Here is a 20,395-nt window from a genome sequence, read left to right on the forward strand (position 1 = left end):
CTGAAATTAAGATTTTGGTACTTTAGTGTGGCTCACTTTGGTACTTTGCGAGCCGTTAATCATGCTTTACTAATACTTCACATACTTAATTTGAGGTATTCAATATGATGACGAATAAAAAGTTTATACTTTCTGCAGTTGCGTTTAGTCTCCTTAGTTCTGTAAATACAATTGCGGCAGAAAGAGTTAATTTACGTGATAGTATGCAGAAGCTAGCAACGGCTACATTAACTGACCCTGGCATATTAGCGAGTGCACCTGCACAACTCTTGGGGCTGTCACGGAACGACGGTTTAAGTGTGATTAAAACGTATCGAAATAATAATGGAGATACGATCACCCGTTATCAGCAAACCTACTTTGGTTTACCTGTTATTGGTGAACAGGCTGTTATATCTCATAATAAGAATGGCCTTTTTAAGCGTGCCCACGGTGCAGTATTAAATAATATTGCTGATGATATTTTTGATATCACACCATTGATGACAAAAGTAGATGCATTATTAAGAGCGAAACGCTTAAGTATACCTGCAAGTCCATTAGTCATGAGTCAATCGATTGTAACGGAAAATGAAACGTCGCGACTTGCAGTTTGGCAGGATGATGAAGGCGTTGCTAGGTTAGTATATGAAGTGAGTTTCTTCCAAATTGCAGATGAGCCCTCACGTCCTTATTATATTATGGATGCTCAGTCGGGTGAAGTACTTAGATATTTAGATAACTTACAAACAGCAGATGCAACAGGCCCTGGCGGTAATTATAAAACAGCGAAGTATCGTTACGGTAGTGATTTTAAAGCGCTAAATGTGAGTCAGTCTGGTGACACCTGTACGATGAGCAATGAACAGTTGAAAACGGTGAATTTAAATCATGAAAAGGAAGGGGCCACTGCATTCAGTTTTACCTGCCCAGAGAATACCGTTAAGCAGATTAATGGCGCTTATTCACCACTTAACGATGCACACTTTTTTGGTGGTGTCATTTTTGATATGTATAACGATTGGCTAAATGTTTCTCCGTTAACATCACAGTTAGTGATGCGCGTTCATTATGATAACAATTATGAGAATGCGTTTTGGAATGGTGAATCGATGACCTTTGGTGATGGTGCAGATACCTTTTATCCTTTGGTTAGTTTAGATGTATCAGCGCATGAGGTGAGCCATGGTTTTACAGAGCAAAACTCTGGGCTAGTATACTCAGGTAAGTCTGGTGGTTTAAATGAATCATTCTCAGATATGGCTGGTGAAGCGGCTGAATTTTATATGCATGGCAGTAATGATTGGTTGGTCGGTGCTCAAATACTGAAAGGTAGTGGTGCGTTACGGTCTATGAGTGATCCGACGATGGATGGTAAATCGATCGATAACCAAGCGGATTATCGTTATCTTATGAATGTTCATCATAGCTCGGGTGTGTATAACAAAGCGTTTTATAACTTAGCGACAACGCCTGGCTGGGATACTGAGAAAGCATTTGTCTTATACGCAACGGCTAATCAACTTTACTGGACGCCAAACAGTAATTGGGATGATGCTGGTAACGGGGTTATGGATGCAGCCTGTGACTTAGGCTATAGTGTTGATGATGTTCTGATCTCGTTAACGGCCGTAGGTATCGTTGCCGATGTCAAAGATGACAGCGAATGTAGTGTAACGCCACCACCTGCTATTGAAATTGATAGAACAGAATCAAATATATCGACGAGCTTTTTTAGGCCCGCTCATTTTAAACAAGAATTAGGTGAAGGCTATACGCGTCTTACCGTGACATTGGCTGGTGGAACGGGTGATGCCGATCTTTATGTAAAACATGGAGACAAGTCATTGTTTTCTAAATCGGATTGCATTTCCAAAACACCTGGTAATATTGAAACCTGCGTAATTGATAATCCAAAAGCTGGTATTTGGAAGATTGATATTCGCAGTTATGGTTCAACGTCGGATGTGATCCTTAATATTCAGGCTCAATAATGGCCTAAGCCTTTTATTCTATTTATAAATAAGTGATCACTTTAGGTTGTTGGTAAAGGTGATCGTTCTACTCAATTTGTTCAATATAAAACTTTCTCTTGTTAATCCACACCTTAATAGCGCATTATAATAATATAAATCTAAACATTATTATCCTAAGGAAGGTTATTAAATGGATCATGAACAAGCATATAAAATCGGTACGCCTGGTCAAAAGTGGACCGCTGAAGATAAAGCTGCATGGTTGGCGAAACAAACCGTAGTACGGACTTACCAGCAAGAGGTTCTTGCTAAATTAGAACCGCTACAGCAAGATTTTGATGTTGAACAGTATGGTGCTCTGTCTTATGACCCGGCTCGTTTTCCGTTATTTGTGGTTAAAACACGTCATTGGGATAATGCTAAACCAACCATTCTTGTTACGGGTGGTGTCCATGGTTACGAAACTAGTGGTGTGCAAGGTGCTATTCGTTTCATTGAAACACAAGCGCTAAATTATAGCGCACAGTTTAATATTGTGGTTGCACCTTGTGTTAGTCCTTGGGGTTATGAAACCATTAATCGCTGGAATCCAAATGCCATTGATCCAAACCGTTCTTTTGTTGAAAATAGTCCAGCCGAAGAGTCTGCCGCATTAATGCAATGTATTGCTAAACTTGATGTTCAGATCACTGCACATATCGATTTGCATGAAACGACGGATACAGATAACAGCGAGTTTAGACCTGCATTGGCTGCGCGTGATGCTGTTGTTCATGATAATTGGAGTATTCCCGACGGATTTTATTTAGTGGGTGATACGCTTAACCCGAATACTGAATTTCAAACGCATATTATTAATGCCGTTAGTAAGGTTACCCATGTTGCACCAGCCGATGATAGCGGCCGTATTATTGGTGAAAAACTGGCTCAGTTTGGTGTCATTAATTATGCCACTAAGGCGTTAGGTTTATGTTCTGGGTTCAGTGATTGTATTTATGGAACAACAACGGAAGTATACCCAGATAGCCCATTAGTCGATGATGAGAACTGTATTCAAGCACAGGTTATTGCTATTACCAGTGGTCTTGATTATTTACTTCAAACGGAAAAATAGACAATGAGGTAAGTCTCTATTACGTTTTAAAAGTGAATAGGGCAATATTATTAAGTGAGTAAAAACGGCGGTAATTTCGTACACGATTCGATCTTTGCTGGTAAAACGGTTACCATCAAAGATTAATCAGTGTTTACGCACTGCCGCTGTATAATATTGCATTGTAATGATATAACGTGAAGCAGAATTGTCTGACCGAAAGTCACGTTGTAAGGATAAGTTTTGGATTTATTGAATGATGAAAAGTTTATGCTTCGTGCATTAGAACTTTCTAAATTAGCGTTACCACATTGTCGACCTAATCCACCTGTTGGTTGTGTGCTAGTTAAAAATAATCGAATTGTTAGCGAGGGTTTTACTCAAGCGCTTGGTCAACATCATGCCGAAGCACAAGCTATCGCCCAATATGACAATTCGCTGGAAGAGGTAACAGCTTATGTTACTTTAGAGCCTTGTTCGTTTGTAGGTCGTACACCATCCTGTGCTCATTCGCTTGTTGGTCGTAATATAAAACGTGTGGTTGTGGCAGTTGTTGATCCTGACCCGCGTAACAGTGGTAAGGGCATTACAGTGTTAACTGATGCCGGAACCGAGGTTGAAGTAGGTGTCTGCCAGCGTGAAGTGAGCGAGTTTATCACGCCTTATTTATTGAAGTAGTAAGTTTACGTTATTCTCATTAACTGCATTAACATTTACACTCGGGTTGGCTGCTTGCGCATCATCGATGAGCACTTTTAGACGCATTGAATCCGTTATTGTAATATTAGCGAGTAGTACGTTTTTTTTCCTTATGTCCTAAACGAATGCCATCTCTAATATTTAAGCCGATCATGGTCAAGTTCGTCATCCCAGCGATGATTTCTAAAATTTGAACTGTCCAATATAACCCATCGAATTGCCCTAATGCAGACCACCTTGCTAATATTATTGCCGCGGGTAATAAAATGATCACCCCATTGATGCCCGCAACCTTCATCCTAGTCTGTTTGATCTTAAATACGCCTTTTATCGCGCCTGGGTATAGTTTTTTTGCTGATATTCCGGTGACCATCATGGCTAAAATGAGTCCAGGAATAAACATGAATATGGTACTTTTAACGAGTGCAATCTGCTGTGGTGTTGCTAATAGATCGGCAATGATGGTACTTGTAAGAAATGATGTGATGAGTACAAGTGCAAGTATCGCCGCTGTTTTATGTATATTTTTTAGTGTTTTAGTATTCATGGTTACATCCTAAATGAGTGATAAAAGTGATTACATGACTATTGCTGTACCTGTATTTACCAGCGTGAACGGTATTGGCGGTGACAGTTACGGCAAGTCTTGTTTGCTTCTTTTAGTGCATCTTTAGCTGCGTACTTATCTTGCTGTTTGATTGCTCTATCCATTTTTATAAAGCTATTATCCATTTTTGTTAATGCGGCTTTAAATTTATCATTATCATTCCAAACTTTGTCCTTAGCTTTACTGCCAGGTTGACTGCCTGCAACAAACAGATGTTGTAGTGAGGATGAATTGGCGTTTAGCGCTGTACTTAGTGTGATGAGCTGTTGCCAGTTGTTGTTATTATCATCAAGCAGGTCTTCTATTTGTTCTTGTTGTTCATCAATTTCTGAGAAAGCATTTTGGCGTTGCTCTACGTCTTGTATACCTTGTTCTACTGACATCTTTTCAGATGCTTGCACTGACATACTTGCCAAACCTAATGTAATAGATAGTGCTGCGATGAATTTGTTTATTTGTTGGGATACCTGCATGTCTTACTCCTGATTAAATATTTAAGTTTGTCTCTGTGGACTTGCCATATACCTTACCCTGCAATTGTTGTGTGTGCAACTGTTTTGGTGTAAAGTGTTGTTGTTGCATTTAATTGAGAGGTTTAAAAATGAAGATTTGGGATTTACCAACACGTTTATATCATTGGTTACAAGCTGTATTATTTATGGCGCTTATTATTACTGGCTATAATGGCGAAGGGCCGCATATACAGTTAGGGTTAGGTCTGCTCACATTAATTATATGGCGAATGACATGGGGCATTATTGGTAGTGAGACGAGCCGTTTTAAACAGTTTGTTCGATCGCCAAAAGTAATATGGCAATATTTACGTGGCCTGAAAGTCGAGAGTATTGGTCATAATCCTGCTGGTGGTTGGATGGTGATAAGTCTGTTACTTTGTTTATTACTACAATGTATTTCTGGCCTAGTACTCGCTGGCTTTGCTGATAACTTACCATTGGCAGAATTGTGGCTAACGGATTGGTTATTTGATGTTTTTTCGTTTATTCATAACTTATTGTTCTATATTTTGCCGCTATTAATATTTATTCATGTCGGTGCTATTATTGGTTATAAATTATGTAATAAGCCATTAGTATTGGCGATGGTTACTGGATATCAAGCTAAATGTGTTGCTTTATCTGTACGCTTTGAATCAAATTTAAAAGCCTTGTTGGTGCTTATTGTTGCGGTATTAGTTACTATAGCAATAGTTGCGCTTTCTTAATTATCATAGGTATAGAATGGAAAACAAATTTGATCGTCAAAAAAGCTTCGGTTGGTTGCTTAATGTCGTTGCTAATAAAGCATCAAAAGACTTTGATACAGAATTAAAGAAACGAGGATTATCATTAGCGTTATGGCCGACTTTAATGTGCTTATGGGAAGAGGAAGGGGTGACACAACGTGACATAGCTTTAAAATCAAAAGTTGAGAGTTCAACAACAACACGTACATTAGATAAATTAGTGGGGTTAGGATTAGTTGAGCGTCGAGATGATCCAAATAGTCGCCGCTCTTTCCGTATTTACTTGACTGAGGCTGGTAAGGCTTTAAAAACGGACTTAGTGCCGATACCAGTTGCGATCAATGCTGACTTAGTCCGTTCGTTAGAAGGCGAAGAACAGCAAGAGATCGTACGTTTATTACAAAAAATAGTGGCTGATATTTAAGAGAACTATCCGTAATTAATTGGACTAGGGTTCAGCTCTAATGATATTTATTATGAATCTACTTTAGAGTTTGATAACCAGCCCAAATACGTGAAACTGTTGTGATCCAACATAGTGTCGCGAAAATATATGCAATGGTGGTAAAACTAGATGGGAACAGGCACAATAATATGAAGCAAAGAATTGTTTCTGTTCCTTCCGTTAAACCACCTATGTAATACAGCGATTTGTGTTTATAAACCGGGTTCTCAATTTTCTGTTTGCTGGCCATGATCGCAAAGGCTAAAAAACTTGAACCTGTGCCAATAAAAGCGAAGATTAAAAATGCACCTGCGACAGCGTTGGCGTTTGGTTCGGCAACAACAAATCCAAACGGTACGAGTGAATAAAACAAAAAGTCCAAGGTGATATCTAAGAAACCACCACTATCAGTGATACCTTGTATCCGAGCAACTGCACCATCTACAGCATCCAATATTCGATTTAAAAGTATGAACACCAAGGCAATATTGTATTCTTGCAGCGCTAATGCTGGAAAACTCATTAACCCAAGCATAAAACCAAATAGGGTCACCTGATCGGCCTTTATTCCTGTCTTATGTACGAGTTTAGCTGTTGTGTTAATTGGCCAACGGATAATTTTTATAGCGTAACGGTCAAGCATTCTCGTTTTCCTTGTTCCATGGCCAGTGTAGGCATTTACTTCCGTTAGGGACATCGTCAGCGTCGTGCGTCACCATTAATACGGGCAGTTGTCTGTTGATGGTTTGGGCAAATACCCAGTTTCTAAATTCACTGCGTAATGATTTATCTAACTTACTGAATGGTTCGTCGAGTAATACAACGGCAGGTTCGGCAAGTAACATGCGCATCATACTAATACGTGCGCGTTGACCACCTGATATTTGCATAGGTGTTTTGTCGGCTAGCGTTAATAAGTTTAGCTGCGTTAGCGTTTCAAGGGCTTTTGGTTTTCGCTGTGCCTTTTTCACTTTATTTGGTAATGCGATAGCGAGATTTTCCCAAATGTTCAGATGCGGAAATAACAAGTCATCTTGAAATAACATACCGATGTTCCGTTTTTCTGCGGGCAAGTTATTTAATAATTGTTGCTGGTAATAGCACTCACCCTGATAGCTAAAGTCAGCTGATGTATGCCCTGCAATCACACTTAATAAGCTGGACTTTCCACAGCCACTCGGACCCATTAATGTGAGAACCTCTCCTTGCGCAACAGTAAAAGATACCGGTGTGAATAAGGGCTGATTATGGTTATCAAGGATGGTTAGATTGTTGACTGACAGAGACATTTGATGTCGATATCCTACTGGTTGATGTTGATGTTGATGTTGATGTTGATGTTGATGTTTGCTGTTCTAGCGAACCCGTTTTACGGCTAGCAATAATAGCGATGATATAAAATATAAAAGGGGCAAGGGACTGTAATAATGCATAAATGGCACTGATGCGGCGATCTTGTCCGCTAGATAATGCTACCGCTTCTGTGGTTAAAGTTGATATGCGCCCTGCACCTAACATCAAGGTCGGTAAATATTGTGTAAGGCTAACGCTGATACCTACAGCCCAAGCTATCCAGATCGCAGGTAATAATAATGGCCGTTTAATCTTCCACCAGACTTTGAAAGGGGGCATGCCCAAACTTAGTGCTACTTTATCTAAGCGTTGCTCATAACTGCGCCAAGGGCCATCAAGTGCAAGAAAAATATAAGGAAAAACAAAGAAAATGTGTGCCCAAGTGACCCATAAATAATAATGCTGATTTGTGATGTATAAGGTGACTACTTGGATGCCAAACAGCAGTGATAACTGTGGTGCCAGCATCGGAATAGCGATGAGTAATCGTGGTACTTTTAAAAATGGCTTACTCGTCTCTGCTTTAATGTTGTGTTCGTGCACGATAATCGCAAAAACTAAGGCTATCGTAGCACTAACTAACGCGATCATGATGCTATTGGCGATGACATCTAGCAAATAATCCCATTCTTGTTGCCAAAATCGCAGTGACCAACGCGATGGCGTTATATCTGGGAACCGCCAGCGTTGTGCAAACGACCATAGCAGTAAAATAGGTAAGGTTACAAGGGGGATTAAATATGTGATAGTGATAATAGTTTTACCACCAATTGGCAGAGAAAATCGACCATTTGACAGCCACGTTCTGCATTTTAGGGTGATGAACCATTCTGCACTACGGATACTAAGCAGGCTGGCTAAACACATAAGCAGTAATACTAAGGCTCCAGCAGAGGCTTTTGGTAGTGTCGCAAGATCGGCATCATTTAACCATTGCCACACCAGTACGGATAATGTGGGCGGTTGAGTCGGGCCGATAATTAGCGCCACATCAACGACCGAAATACTATAGGCCATCACTGCAAATAGCGAGAAACGGATCTTGGGTAACCATTGTGGCAAGATAATCTTTTGCCATGCTTGTGCATTGTTATAGCCCAGACTTTGTGCCGTGATAAGGGTGGTGCTAATGTTCAATTGTTTGAGTAAAGGAATACTCATAAACAGCAAAAATGGGATCTCTTTGAGCGTCAGAGCGGCAATCAAGCCAAAACCATATTGGTCATGAATCAATTGCCAGTTAATTTGTTCGCCAAAAAGACGCGCGATAAACCCGCTCGGTGTAAATAGGAATGCAAAACCAACGGCAAAAGCGACGTGTGGCAGTGCCATGATAGGGGCTAGTAGGGTTTCTATTTGTTTCCACCATCGGCTATGCCAACAGGATTGTAAAATAGCAAAGCAAAAAAAAGCAGCTAATAACGTGCTCGAAATACTCACGAATAAAGTTAGCACTATAGACTGATGCAAACCCGGCCAAGCGAGTAACTCATTAAAACCATCAAGTGATAATGTATATTTATCTATCGCGGGGATATAACCAAATGCGGCGAAAATCAATCCAATAAGCCCGGGTAATAAAGGTAAAAAACTGATGGTGACAGTAAGTAACACAATGATTTTAAAAGTGATAGATGTTGCCGACTGTTTTTTTATTGATCTTAATAAAGCGTTCAATTAATGTCCGTAGCGTTTTTGCCATTCAGCTTCAAGCGCAGCTTGCCAACTTGGGTGTGGTTCTGGAATTGATTTAAACAATTTAGTTTTTTGCGCTGATCCTGTGATGTATTGTGATGATAATACAGTCGGATCGCCCCAAATGGCTAAATCACCTTTACGAGATTGTGCTTCCGGGCTTAACAAGAAGTTAATCGCAACTAATGCGCCTTCTTTTGCATTGGCATTCCAAGGGATAGATAAAAAGTGAATGTTAGATAATGCCCCTGCTTCCATCGCATAAGCAACCGTGGTTTCACTGAGCTTGCCGCTTTGTTGTGATGTTGTTGCTTCGTTAGGGTTAAATGAAAGGGCAATATCAAGTTCACCATCATCTAACAGTCGAATCGTTTCGGCAGCACTGGCTGGAAATTGTTTACCTTGATGCCAAGCTACAGCATGAAGTTTGTCGAGATAATCCCATAACGGTGCTGATATTACCGTAAACGTCTTACTATCTACCTGTTTGTATAAGGGCGTATTGTCACTCGCTAATTCTAATAATGCGGCTTTTAAGAAGCTGGTGCCGTGAAAAGAGGGTGGTTTGGGATAGCTCACTTTATTTGGATGTTTAATTGCGTAAGCAAGTAGTTCGTTAAAGCTTGTCGGTGGGCTCTTCAGGGTTTCAGTATCGTAAATAAACACCAGTTGACCTACGCCCCAAGGAGCTTCTAAGCCTAACGTTGGTTCAGAAAAATCACTATAAACAGGTAAGGTTTTATCAACATAGTGCCAGTTGGGTAATTGCGTTGCGAATGAATCGGTAATGAGGTCGTAGCGTTTCATTGATTTGAAGTTTTCACCGTTAACCCAAACCATATCAACACTGCCATTACTGTTCTTTTTAGCTGTTTTTTCTGCCGCTAAACGGGTTATAGCCTCTGCAATATCGCCAACTTTTACGTGTTTTAGCCGTACGCCGTATTCACTGTTTAAGCGCTTATCAGCCCAACGTAAATAGTTATTTATTTCTGGACTGCCGCCCCATGCGTAAAAATAGACTGTCTGTCCTTTTGCTTTTTGTTCAACCGTTTGCCAGTTAAGGTCTGCCGCTTGGCTAAAAGCACTGACTAACAATAAGCCAAAACCGACGAGTAATTTACGCATGAAATTTCCTTTTCTTCGTTGAGCTAACATCACAATCTGTAATGTTTAAAAGATTAATTATAACGCATTGTTATCATATTCATATACACATCTTAGCCGTCGACAGCCAAATCACGTTAAGATGTTAGAACTGTGAATAATGGTGTACAGTGAACGCTTCATTTTTTGGTAATGGCGTAGAAGTGAATAACAATGACTAAATTTAAACCGGCGTTAGGGCTGAGCAATAACCACCTGCAATCAATTTTATCGAGTTCTGGCCCTAGAACATTTTTGGAAAAACGTCGCGCTAGGGAATTACTCCGTCTATCCAAACGATATATAATAACTACGCCACAAGGGGTGACGTTAGAAGGTTTTATAACGCTACATACGCCTGCATCAACTAAAGGGCTCGCAATTATTCTCCATGGTTGGGAGGGCTGTGCTGACTCGCTGTATGTTCTATCAAGCGGCCAAACGCTACTCGATGCGGGTTATGATGTATTTCGCCTTAACTTCCGAGATCATGGTGATACGCATCATTTAAACCCTGAGTTATTTAATTCATCCCGCTTAGAGGAAGTTGCTGAAGCGGTTAAATATCTGTGTGCTGAATTTGGTGGTAAGCATAATGTGTTATGTGGTTATTCGCTCGGCGGTAACTTTTGTTTACGTGTTGCTAATATCGCTAAATCAGAAGATATTAAATTACATCAAGCAATTGCTATTTGCCCTGTGTTACACCCTCGGACCACTATGGCGGAGTTAAGTACTGGTTTTCCAATATATGAACAATATTTTGTTGCCAAGTGGAAACGTTCGCTCACCAAAAAATTGCGTCATCATCCGCAGTTAGGATATGGTCGAGCATTGAAAAAATTAAAAACACTTGATGAAATGAACCAGTTCTTTGTGGACGGTTACACAGATTTTTCTAGTCGAAATGATTATTTTGAGGCTTACTCGATTATTGATGATGGCTTAAGTCAATTAGCAATACCAACTACGATCATTACCTCTGAAGACGACCCGATGATCCCAGCAGGTCATCTCAGTCATTTACATCAATCGAAATGGTTGAGTATTGATTTACAAACGAAAGGCGGACATTGTGCGTTTATTAAAAATTGGAAGTTTGAAAGTTGGGCAAGTGAACGTATTGCCGAGTTAGCGAAGTAATTCGGCTTACAGTCATTATTTTTGCACTCGTGTAAAGGGACTTGAGTAACCCGATTAACGTGAACAGTGCTTATTAATGCTCGTCATGAAGTTGATTAACGAAGGCACATTGTTGGCGACTAGCGGTAAACCGGTATTGACTAAAGACACTGAAATGTCACGCTCTGGGTCGGCCCATAACAATTTGTTAATTAAACCGATATGCCCAAATGCTTGGGCACTATGCAGCCCCCATAATCCGACCGGGTTTGCCCCCAGCATGAGTCCTGCACTGTAACGCATTGGCACCATCAGGGTTCGATCAAATTCTAATGAACCGTATTCACGTATGAGACGCCTTACTGTCATCGGTTTGCAGATCTGTTTTCCTCCCCAAACACCATTATTTAACAGCATTTGATAGAAACGCCCCATTTCTTCAGCTGTCCCCATTAAGTTGGCTGATGGTATAACAGCTTGTTGAAACATCGGTGTATTACTTACTTCAGCAACGCGGTCAAATGAACCACCCAACGCACGTTTAATAAAATACGAGATCGGGTACATTGCTTTTATGCCAGTGGCGTAGTTGTCGGCTAAATCTAACGCTTTTGATTTGCTTAGCCCATAACTAAAGTATTTCATATTCATCGGCTTACGAACTCTTAAGTCAAGAAATTCTTGTATGCTCATACCCGTTACTTTGTTAATGATACGCTCTAAAATATAACCACCACTCAGCGCATGGTAGGCGAGTTTATCAACCTGTGTTTCGGGTAGTTTTTTCGCACAAAGCTGTTGCCAAACTTCGTCATTATCTGAAAGTGAATTAACACCAAGTGAACTGGGCAACGTCGACATGCCACTGCGATGCGATAAAACTTGATGGATACTGATATCTTGCTTACCGTGCAAACCAAATTCAGGCAAGTGAGAGCTCACGGTATCATGTAAATCGATAAGTCTATCTTCGTTTAATAAATGAATTAAAAAAGCAGTAACCGCTTTCGAACCTGAAAAATAACAAATGGGTGTTTCAGGCTGCATGAGCCGTGCGTTTTTTTCTGCTTTTTTATTTGGTTTATGGCCATTTGCATAACCAATGGAACGGCTTAAAATTATTTTTCCCTGGCGGCGAAAACACAGTGAAATAGCCGGGTGTGTCGCGGTCTTATAAATCTCTTCAACCGATCGCCAAATAGAGTCTACGCCATCTTGTGTCATTCCGACTGTTGTGGGTTCGACTTCTTCCTCTCGATTAACCGTCGTCACTGTCGTTAGAGATTTTGGTAGATGGATCGTATTACCAAGACGGAGGTATCTATTTATATGTACTAAACTCTTTAATCCAAAATCAATAATCATATTCTCAGCTCAAGTGTTGGTGAATAGATAATGACGATAGAGTTATATTTTAGAATAAACAATTAGATCCCCAATATTTAAACCTTAGCAGTAAAGTGTTAATAAGCACACGTACAGTCCAAATCTATTGTTAATCGAAAATAAAGTAATCAGTTATATCGGTAAATACAATTTGAATCATCGTGAACCTAGTACTTATTTGTGGGTATAAACTTCGATGGACTCATTAAGGCAGTTTGGAGTATTATGTTGAATGAATGACAGATTAATTTATTGATGGTATACAGAATAATCTAGTTCAGAGGGGCTGTATGGAACAAAAAATAAAAATATATCTTGAAGAATATTTAGCGACATTGACTAGCATTGAACGTCAACGTTACACGTCATTTAGTGCTGATTCTTTTTGTAATGATGAAATTAATGCGAACCGATGCGCAGACTTAATTAGTAAAGGTATAAAGACTGCTACCTGTAGCATGAAATATTGGTATGAGTCGGGAATTGAACCTATGCCAAAAACTGGACACTTATTGGTAGTCACGGATTGGGATGGTGAACCTACCTCGATTGTTGAGATTACTGCGGTGAGTGAATGTAAATATTCGGATGTGACCGCTGAGTTTGCCTGTTCTGAAGGTGAAGGTGATCGTACCCTCGATTGGTGGCGTGCTGCGCATTGGCATTTCTTTTCTAATGAGTGTGTTGCTGCTGATATTGAAGTAAATGAAGACATGATGCTGGTATTAGAGCATTTTCAAGTGGTACACGGTACAGCTGCTTGAACGTTTAACTGATTTAGGTTTGTTATTAACTATGCGGACTATACTTAGTCTCAATGGCGATTTAGAAGGGGGAGTCCGTGTTACTCAAAGTATGTCTACTCACTATGGCTATGATTTGGCCCACATCAAGTATCGCCAGTGATTTCTTTTCACTCTCAGCCTTGAAAGCGGCAGATAAAAAACCGCTTGCATCATTATATTATATCAAATCAACAGATAACATTTTTTTAGCTTATCGACCTTACTTTCCGACTAACGTTAACGCGGTATTAATATTTTTTCATGGTGGTGGTGTGCACAGTGGGCTTTCTTATAACCATCTTGCTATTGGTCTACGTGATAACTTTAATATTGCGGTATATATGCCCGATATTAGGGGACATGGTAGTTCTGAAGGCGCGCGTGGTGATGCGCCAAACAAAGAACAAGTTTGGGCTGATATTAATACGATTGTTCAGCAAGCGCGACGTCGGTATCCTCAATTGCCAATATATGTTGGCGGGCACTCTAGCGGCGCAGGTTTGGCATTAAATTATTCTAATTGGTCGCAGCGTGAAGATATTGATGGTTATGTTTTCTTAGCGCCTTATTTTGGTTATAAATCAGAAACTAATCATGATGATGAAAATAATCGAGTAGCATTCTCCGACGTAAATACCCTGAAGTTTGTCCTTAACTCAGTATCCTTTGGACTGTTGGCGGGGCATGATAAAGCGGTCATGTTTAATTTTCCTGACCAAGTGTTAAAGAATAACCCTGAGATTGTCACGTTTAATACTGTGAATATGTCGAATGCACTAACGCCTAGTAACCCCGCCAAACAGATCGCTAACCTCACTCGTTTTGGCTTATGGATTGGTGAAAACGATGAAGCATTTGATGCCCAAAAAGTAACTGAATTTGCGAATACAAACTCGACTCAAGTTGATAATGAAATAAAAATACTAAAAAATGACACTCACTTTTCTATCATTTTATCTGGTGCTGAATATATTGGTCGTTATATTCAAGAGAGCATATCTGAATAATCAGTAATACCCCTATTCATGTCAGTCAATCTTCCATGTTATACGAAACAAATCAACACGCGTATTTTTTAAATTGTGTATCATGCTTATTGAACATAAATAACGACTTGTAGTCATATGTTCATTGCGCATCATTCATCTCTATTGTACATGGAACATATTATGAAAAAACGCTGGGTCTTCATGGCTTTATTCACAGCATCGGTGATGGGAGTCGTGTATTACAATACGACTCAATCATTGAATAAAAATGACGAGTTGCCTTTAATTACTGCTTCATTAGGAACGATTGAAAAACAAGCTGTAGCAGTCGGTCAAATTGTCCCTGCACATTCAATCTCTATTAAATCTCAAATAGACGGTATTGTAGGTGAAATTTACCATCAAGTGGGTGATTACGTCACTGTGGGTACGCCACTGATTAAAGTCCGTCCAAATCCGACACCGGCAGCATTAACGTTGGCTAATACCGAATTAATGCGAAGCGAAGCAGTGCTAGAGTCGGCACTACAAAAATTAGATAATTTAAAACAACTTGTGTCGCAAAATATTATTCCAAAGAATTATGGAGAGTACATTCAAGCTCGATCTGATGTGAAGTCAAGCCAGGCAGATGTTCAGCAGAAGAAACAAAATTTCGATCTGATCCGCAGCGGTGAATCGTCAGTTGGTGATTCAAAGCTGACTTCTACAATTATAGCGCCAATTGATGGGACGATTTTAAACTTGAAGGTTGAGATTGGTGAACCGATTACGTCAACGGAATCAAGTCAAGCAGCAACAGAAATGATGTCAGTTGCGGATATGAAAGACATGATTTTTAAAGGTAGCGTTAGTGAACATGATGCCGCACAGTTGAAAGTTGGCACACCAGTTAACGTTATATTAGCACCTTACCCAGAAGTGATCATGAAAGGGACGTTAAGTAAAGTCGCTGTGCAGTCTGAGACGCTGAACGCAACGACGACGGATAGTAACAAAAGCTTTGACAATGGCTTTCAAGTTGAAGTTGGTAATATCCAGTTTCCGCAAGATATAACGATTCGTTCGGGCTTTTCTGCGACAGCGAAAATCATTCTTAAGCATGTTTCTGATGTTGTTACTATTCCTGAGCGGGTTTTAAATTTTAATGGTGAAATACCAGAAGTATGGATCCCAGACGAATCAGAATCAGGGTATTCAGTACGTGAAGTTAAATTAGGTTTGTCTGATGGCATTATAGTTGAGGTGCTTTCTGGTTTAGAAAGTGGGGAGGCCATTATCGATATTAGTATGATGATGGGAGCGCCAAATGAATAAGAAAAGGTCTGTTCGATTTCTTTGTTATAACTCATTTCTCGGACTTATTATGGCTAGTTTTAGCCCATCAAGTTTTGCGCTAACAATTGAGGATGCATGGAATGCTGCAAAGTATTACGATCCCATTTATCAGCAATCTCAATTGGATGAGCAAATCAGTGAAACAGGAATAAGATCGAGTCGAAGTGCATTACTCCCGAGCGCTGAAATAACGGCAAGCAGTAATTGGAATGATGATCGCAGTAGTTCGAGTAGTTATGGTGTAAGAGTCAATCAAACGATTTGGGATAGCAGTAAGTGGGCGGCCTTGGACCAATCTCAGGCTGATTTTCTTGCTTCTAAATTAAAGTTTAAACAGAGCCATAACGATCTGGCTGCACGTCTTATTAATGCTTATTTAGCGCTTGCTCAGTCTCAAGGTGATTTGCGTTTAGCGCAGCAAAAATTCAACGAAGGAACTAAAATGTTACACATTACAGACCTTCGTTATAAAGCAGGTAAAATTCATTCAACAGAGCTTGAAGATATGCGGGCGAATAATGTTGATGAACGCGCTAATATCTTAGCAAGCCAATCTAAAGTTGCTGATATGAAAGCGGTATTAATCGCTTTAATTAATATTACTCCGCATGTCGTTTATGAAATTGATACGACTAATTTGACCCCGCCTAAGTTGATTGTAAACAGCGAAACTGCTTGGTTAAAGCTTGCCAGTGATAACAGTCCTGAACTGCTTGCGGCAAAACAGAATGTCCGGGTGGTTGAGTTTGGAAAGGACCAGGCGAAAGCGGGTTATTACCCCACGTTAGCTGGGTCTGTAGGCTACAGTAATAGTAATACAACCAATGATGAGTTTAATGCTAGCCTGAATCTTAGCGCACCTTTGGACTTAAACGGCTCTACCAGTGCTAATGTTGACCGGGCTAAATTACAGGTACTGCGTGCCAAAGAAGAGGTACGAGCGATCGAAATACGAATTAACAGCACTATTTCAAATCGATATACTCAGTTATCGGTTGATTGGGAGCGTGTTGAAATTGCCCAGCAGCAAGTAGAATCTCGCTTGCGCGTATTAAAAAGCAAGCAAGTTGTTTACGATGCGGGCATGGCTGAAGTATCGGATGTTATCGATGCACATAACCGTCTTTTTGATAGTAAGAATATGCTTCAATCCTTATTTTACGAATACTGGGAACACCGTATTTCTTTGCTTAAGTCTGTAGGAAAGCTGGATGACAATACTATCAGTATGATCTCGCGGGCTTTGCAATCATGACCGGGTTATTGTCTCAAACGATTCAAACTTTACTTGCTCATCGTCTACGCAGCTTTTTAGCCGTTATTGCTATTGTATGGGGTGTTATCTCAGTATTAGTATTAGTGGCGTTAGGCGAAGGTTTTTATCAAACGAATACCAAGTCTTTTGCGCTATTAATGAGTGATACTCAAATGGCATTTCCGGGTCAGACGAGCAAGGCTTGGTACGGACTACCTGCTAGAAGAAATGTGTCTCCTTCCGAAAGTGACATGCGTGAACTATCTAAACAATCAGCCGTTCGTAATATATCAGTCGTTTATGGGAAATCGAATGTAAGAGTTACAAGTACGCAAGGGCGCTCGCTACCTGGATATGTGAGGGGGGTTGATAATCAGTTTTTCGAGTTACGAAGCCTGACATTAGCAAAAAAATCGCGGAGAATTAATCGTAGCGATTTAGACAACCACAATCGTGTTGCTGTGGTTGGCTGGCGGTTAGCTGATATTGGGAATCTAAAAGTTGGTGGAACATTGAATATTAGTGGTATTCCTTTTGTTGTTATTGGGGTAACAGAAAAAAGTGAAAGTGGTATTTCATTTAATAATGGAGAAAGCCAAGCTATGATCCCCAGTTCAACGTTTAATGATTTATGGAACATCAAACCTGCGATGTTATTAGTGTCGCCTGCTGAAGCTATTTCTGGCGTGATACTACGTAAGAGCTTGTTATCATTTTTTGCCAAGCAACAACATTTTGATCCCCGTGATAAAGACTCAATATATATACCAGATTTAGGTCGAAGAGCTGCATTCTTTAAGACGCTGTTACGTGGTATTCAGTTATTTCTTGGTGCAAGTGGCGCAATGACTTTAGCTGTTGGTGCTCTTGGTGTGGCCAATATTATGTTTTTGTCTGTTACTGAGCGCACGCGCGAAATTGGCGTTCGTTTAGCGATTGGAGCGACACCAAATAATATACTCGGACAATTTTTAGTTGAAGGTGTGATCTTAGTGGCTTGTGGTACGGCGATCGGCATTATCTCTTCTTATGGCATTGTTGCGTTATTGAATTATATTGGCATGCCTGAGTGGCTTGGTTTTCCAACGATAACGCTTGAGGCTGTTTGGATGTCGTTAGGTGTAATTACCGTACTTGCTCTTTTTGCTTCTTATTTTCCAGCTAGACGTGCTTCAAACCTTGTTCCTGTTATTGCTTTGAATGCGAGGGCTTGAGAATGTTACTCCCAATAAGACAAATTTTCCAGGAGATGGCTGCCGAAAAGTTGCGCCTTAGTTTAACCATTTTAGCCGTTGTGTGGGCAACGCTATGTATTGCTATTATGTTAGCTTCTGGTGAAGGCTTGCGGCAAGGACTTATTCGAAGTTCTGAAAGTGGTAATGGCAAACTTATTTATTTGACAGGCGGCTACGCGACTAAAAATGTGGGAGATTTTTATATTGGTAAACAGCTTAAATTAAAGAGTGAAGATCTTAATGTTATTAAAGTGCTACCGAGTGTTAAAAATGTCCAACCAAGTGCAAAATGGGATGAACGTGTGACGTTTGAGAATCGTCGAGCATGGCAAGTGCCGCTTGGTGTTTATCCTGGATACCAAACGATGACTGGTTTGAAAATTAGAGCCGGAGGACGCTGGTTTAATCCTATGGATATGAAGGAACAGCGTAAGGTCATTGTCATGGGTGAAAATGCCGCGATCTCTCTATTTAATCAATCGGATAGGTTTGACTGGATTAACACGCCTACTTTAAATGTTGACCCCGTGGGGAAAAAAGTCAAGGTAGGCAGTGAAGAATTCATCGTTATCGGGCTGATAAAAAGTAGCAGTGCAAATGTAGAGCAAGGAATTCCATTGAACGAGTCGATCTTTGTACCGTTCTCTACTTGGCAGCGTTTTCATCAAAACAGCGCTATTTCTGCGCTCAATATTGAGCCAGTTAAGGAAGTGGACCGAAAGCAAGTTGCGGCCACAGTGAAACAAGTGATTGCGAGAAAGTATGGTGCAAGCGTCGAGGACAAGCAGTTGGTTCAGGTCCAAGATATGTTGTTGAGGCAAAAAACGATGCGTCGTTTCTTAATCGGTTTACAAAGTTTTTTAGGTATTATCGGGTTTGTTACCTTAGGTGTTGCGGGTATTGGGATCGCTAATGTGATGTATGCAACGGTTAAGCGGGCTACGCGTGACATTGGCTTAAGAATGGCTGTAGGAGCAAGTCCTGCAACGATCAGACTTCATTATCTGACTCAGTCTCTTTTTACTATGGCAATTGGAGGGGGACTCGGATTAGGACTGACTTTTGGCTTGATAAATTCGATTCAGGCGTTACCTATTTCGGGAAATCGTTTGTATGAAGAACTCGGAAAACCAACACCTGAACTCTCTTTCTCTATCATCGGCTTGGTTATTCTTGCCCTAAGTCTAGTTGGAGTCGCGGCGGCTTGGTTTCCTGCAAATAGGGCCGCCAGCATTACACCTTTAGAGGCGTTACAAAGTGAATGATAATAATATGATACCTACGGCTGAAACACTCGTTATTCTAAATGGGATCAGTAAGCATTATAAAAGTGGTGATGAAGAAATACGTGCCTTGGACCGTGTTTCTTTGTCGATAAATAAAGGTGAGTTTCTTTCTATATTAGGACCCTCGGGCTCTGGTAAATCAACATTAATGAATATGCTCGGCTGTTTAGATAAACCAACCTTGGGTGAGTACTATTTGAATAGCCAAGATGTGTCCGCATTAAGCGGTAATCAGTTAGCAAAAATTCGCAATCTGAATATTGGATTCGTTTTTCAAAGTTTTAATTTATTGGAATATGCGAGTGCATTGGAAAATGTCGCTCTACCTTTGGTGTATCGAGGCGTTAAAGCAGCTGAAAGAAGGAAAAAAGCGGCTGCATTACTTGAGCGAGTTGGTTTGGGGGATCGTATGCACCATAAGCCTAATCAACTCTCTGGGGGTCAAAAGCAGCGAGTTGCGATTGCTCGCGCACTAGTTAATGATCCTCAAATAATCTTGGCGGATGAACCGACGGGAGCGTTAGATTCTAAATCAGGTGCTGAAATTGAAGCCTTGTTTAATGAATTGCACAGAGAAGGTCGAACCTTCATTATCGTCACTCATGATAACGCTTTAGCTCAGCGTACTAAACGTATTATCAATATCAAAGATGGAAAAATTGTTTCAGATGAACGTGTGGTTTAGTTTTCTATTCCACCGATTAGTACTATCTTTACTTGGACTAAGTAAAGGTAGTACTAACGGTAGTTGCATGCTTGAACA

General features: G+C 40.3%; 20 protein-coding genes. 13 read left to right on the forward strand and 7 right to left on the reverse strand.

The features are described 5' to 3' along the window. The first annotated feature begins 104 nt into the window (after positions 1-104). The 3 genes from HWV02_RS07225 (at position 105) to HWV02_RS07235 (ending at position 3,726) form a co-directional block, all read left to right on the forward strand. On the forward strand, positions 105-1,973 hold the full coding sequence (locus HWV02_RS07225; protein WP_211690025.1) for a M4 family metallopeptidase: 1,869 nt from the start codon (positions 105-107) through the stop codon (positions 1,971-1,973). Between the two features lie 172 nt (positions 1,974-2,145). Then, positions 2,146-3,069: a M14 family metallocarboxypeptidase gene (locus HWV02_RS07230; protein WP_211679107.1), complete on the forward strand. Its 924-nt coding sequence runs from the start codon at positions 2,146-2,148 to the stop codon at positions 3,067-3,069. Between the two features lie 222 nt (positions 3,070-3,291). After that, entirely contained in the window at positions 3,292-3,726 is a 435-nt protein-coding gene (locus tag HWV02_RS07235; protein WP_211679108.1) for a bifunctional diaminohydroxyphosphoribosylaminopyrimidine deaminase/5-amino-6-(5-phosphoribosylamino)uracil reductase RibD, read from the forward strand. Positions 3,727-3,832: 106 nt separating this feature from the next. Here the strand turns inward: HWV02_RS07235 and HWV02_RS07240 are convergent, their stop codons facing one another. Together HWV02_RS07240 and HWV02_RS07245 are read right to left on the reverse strand one after the other, a co-directional pair. Further along, positions 3,833-4,294: a hypothetical protein gene (locus HWV02_RS07240; protein ID WP_211679109.1), complete on the reverse strand. Its 462-nt coding sequence runs from the start codon at positions 4,292-4,294 to the stop codon at positions 3,833-3,835. A 56-nt stretch (positions 4,295-4,350) separates the two neighbouring features. Beyond that, a complete protein-coding gene (locus HWV02_RS07245; protein ID WP_211674719.1) occupies positions 4,351-4,827 on the reverse strand; it encodes a cytochrome c in 477 nt (158 codons plus the stop codon). 128 nt (positions 4,828-4,955) lie between these two features. On the opposite strand from HWV02_RS07245, the gene HWV02_RS07250 reads away from it, so the two are divergent. Further along, the gene (locus tag HWV02_RS07250; RefSeq protein WP_211690026.1) at positions 4,956-5,576 is read left to right on the forward strand and encodes a cytochrome b/b6 domain-containing protein; all 621 of its coding nucleotides are present in this window, start codon (positions 4,956-4,958) and stop codon (positions 5,574-5,576) included. Positions 5,577-5,592: 16 nt separating this feature from the next. Further along, the gene (locus tag HWV02_RS07255) at positions 5,593-6,021 is read left to right on the forward strand and encodes a MarR family winged helix-turn-helix transcriptional regulator (protein ID WP_211679112.1); all 429 of its coding nucleotides are present in this window, start codon (positions 5,593-5,595) and stop codon (positions 6,019-6,021) included. Positions 6,022-6,079: 58 nt separating this feature from the next. On the opposite strand, the gene HWV02_RS07260 is transcribed toward HWV02_RS07255, so the two are convergent. Genes HWV02_RS07260 through HWV02_RS07275 form a run of 4 tightly spaced genes read right to left on the reverse strand, consistent with a single transcriptional unit; the run spans position 6,080 to position 10,218 of the window. Next, positions 6,080-6,685 carry a CDP-alcohol phosphatidyltransferase family protein gene (locus HWV02_RS07260; protein WP_211690027.1) on the reverse strand — a complete coding sequence of 202 codons (606 nt, stop codon included), beginning with the start codon at positions 6,683-6,685 and terminating at the stop codon, positions 6,080-6,082. Further along, the gene (locus HWV02_RS07265; protein ID WP_211679114.1) at positions 6,678-7,331 is read right to left on the reverse strand and encodes an ATP-binding cassette domain-containing protein; all 654 of its coding nucleotides are present in this window, start codon (positions 7,329-7,331) and stop codon (positions 6,678-6,680) included. The genes HWV02_RS07260 and HWV02_RS07265 overlap by 8 nt, the downstream gene beginning before the upstream one ends. Next, the gene (locus tag HWV02_RS07270; protein WP_211690028.1) at positions 7,297-9,072 is read right to left on the reverse strand and encodes an ABC transporter permease; all 1,776 of its coding nucleotides are present in this window, start codon (positions 9,070-9,072) and stop codon (positions 7,297-7,299) included. Before HWV02_RS07270 ends, HWV02_RS07265 begins: the two co-directional genes overlap by 35 nt. After that, entirely contained in the window at positions 9,073-10,218 is a 1,146-nt protein-coding gene (locus HWV02_RS07275; protein ID WP_211690029.1) for an ABC transporter substrate-binding protein, read from the reverse strand. A 192-nt stretch (positions 10,219-10,410) separates the two neighbouring features. On the opposite strand from HWV02_RS07275, the gene HWV02_RS07280 reads away from it, so the two are divergent. After that, complete coding sequence (locus HWV02_RS07280; protein WP_211679117.1) at positions 10,411-11,379, forward strand: YheT family hydrolase; 969 nt, start codon at positions 10,411-10,413, stop codon at positions 11,377-11,379. 54 nt (positions 11,380-11,433) lie between these two features. On the opposite strand, the gene HWV02_RS07285 is transcribed toward HWV02_RS07280, so the two are convergent. Then, positions 11,434-12,723 carry a serine hydrolase gene (locus HWV02_RS07285; protein ID WP_211679118.1) on the reverse strand — a complete coding sequence of 430 codons (1,290 nt, stop codon included), beginning with the start codon at positions 12,721-12,723 and terminating at the stop codon, positions 11,434-11,436. 311 nt (positions 12,724-13,034) lie between these two features. On the opposite strand from HWV02_RS07285, the gene HWV02_RS07290 reads away from it, so the two are divergent. The 7 genes from HWV02_RS07290 (at position 13,035) to HWV02_RS07320 (ending at position 20,317) form a co-directional block, all read left to right on the forward strand. Beyond that, positions 13,035-13,508, forward strand: a complete 474-nt coding sequence (locus HWV02_RS07290; RefSeq protein ID WP_211679119.1) for an ASCH domain-containing protein — start codon at positions 13,035-13,037, stop codon at positions 13,506-13,508. 77 nt (positions 13,509-13,585) lie between these two features. After that, positions 13,586-14,536 carry an alpha/beta hydrolase gene (locus HWV02_RS07295; RefSeq protein WP_255547109.1) on the forward strand — a complete coding sequence of 317 codons (951 nt, stop codon included), beginning with the start codon at positions 13,586-13,588 and terminating at the stop codon, positions 14,534-14,536. A 162-nt stretch (positions 14,537-14,698) separates the two neighbouring features. Further along, positions 14,699-15,835: an efflux RND transporter periplasmic adaptor subunit gene (locus tag HWV02_RS07300; protein WP_211690030.1), complete on the forward strand. Its 1,137-nt coding sequence runs from the start codon at positions 14,699-14,701 to the stop codon at positions 15,833-15,835. Between the two features lie 49 nt (positions 15,836-15,884). After that, positions 15,885-17,111, forward strand: coding sequence for a TolC family protein (locus HWV02_RS07305; RefSeq protein ID WP_255550610.1), 1,227 nt, complete (start codon positions 15,885-15,887; stop codon positions 17,109-17,111). Continuing rightward, the gene (locus tag HWV02_RS07310) at positions 17,108-18,325 is read left to right on the forward strand and encodes an ABC transporter permease (RefSeq protein WP_211674731.1); all 1,218 of its coding nucleotides are present in this window, start codon (positions 17,108-17,110) and stop codon (positions 18,323-18,325) included. The genes HWV02_RS07305 and HWV02_RS07310 overlap by 4 nt, the downstream gene beginning before the upstream one ends. Positions 18,326-18,360: 35 nt before the next feature. Further along, complete coding sequence (locus HWV02_RS07315) at positions 18,361-19,611, forward strand: ABC transporter permease (RefSeq protein ID WP_211690032.1); 1,251 nt, start codon at positions 18,361-18,363, stop codon at positions 19,609-19,611. A gap of 7 nt (positions 19,612-19,618) precedes the next feature. Continuing rightward, complete coding sequence (locus tag HWV02_RS07320; protein ID WP_211675720.1) at positions 19,619-20,317, forward strand: ABC transporter ATP-binding protein; 699 nt, start codon at positions 19,619-19,621, stop codon at positions 20,315-20,317. Positions 20,318-20,395 lie beyond the last annotated feature (78 nt).

It is taken from the genome of Moritella sp. 28 (genome assembly GCF_018219435.1).
Taxonomy (GTDB): Bacteria; Pseudomonadota; Gammaproteobacteria; order Enterobacterales; family Moritellaceae; genus Moritella.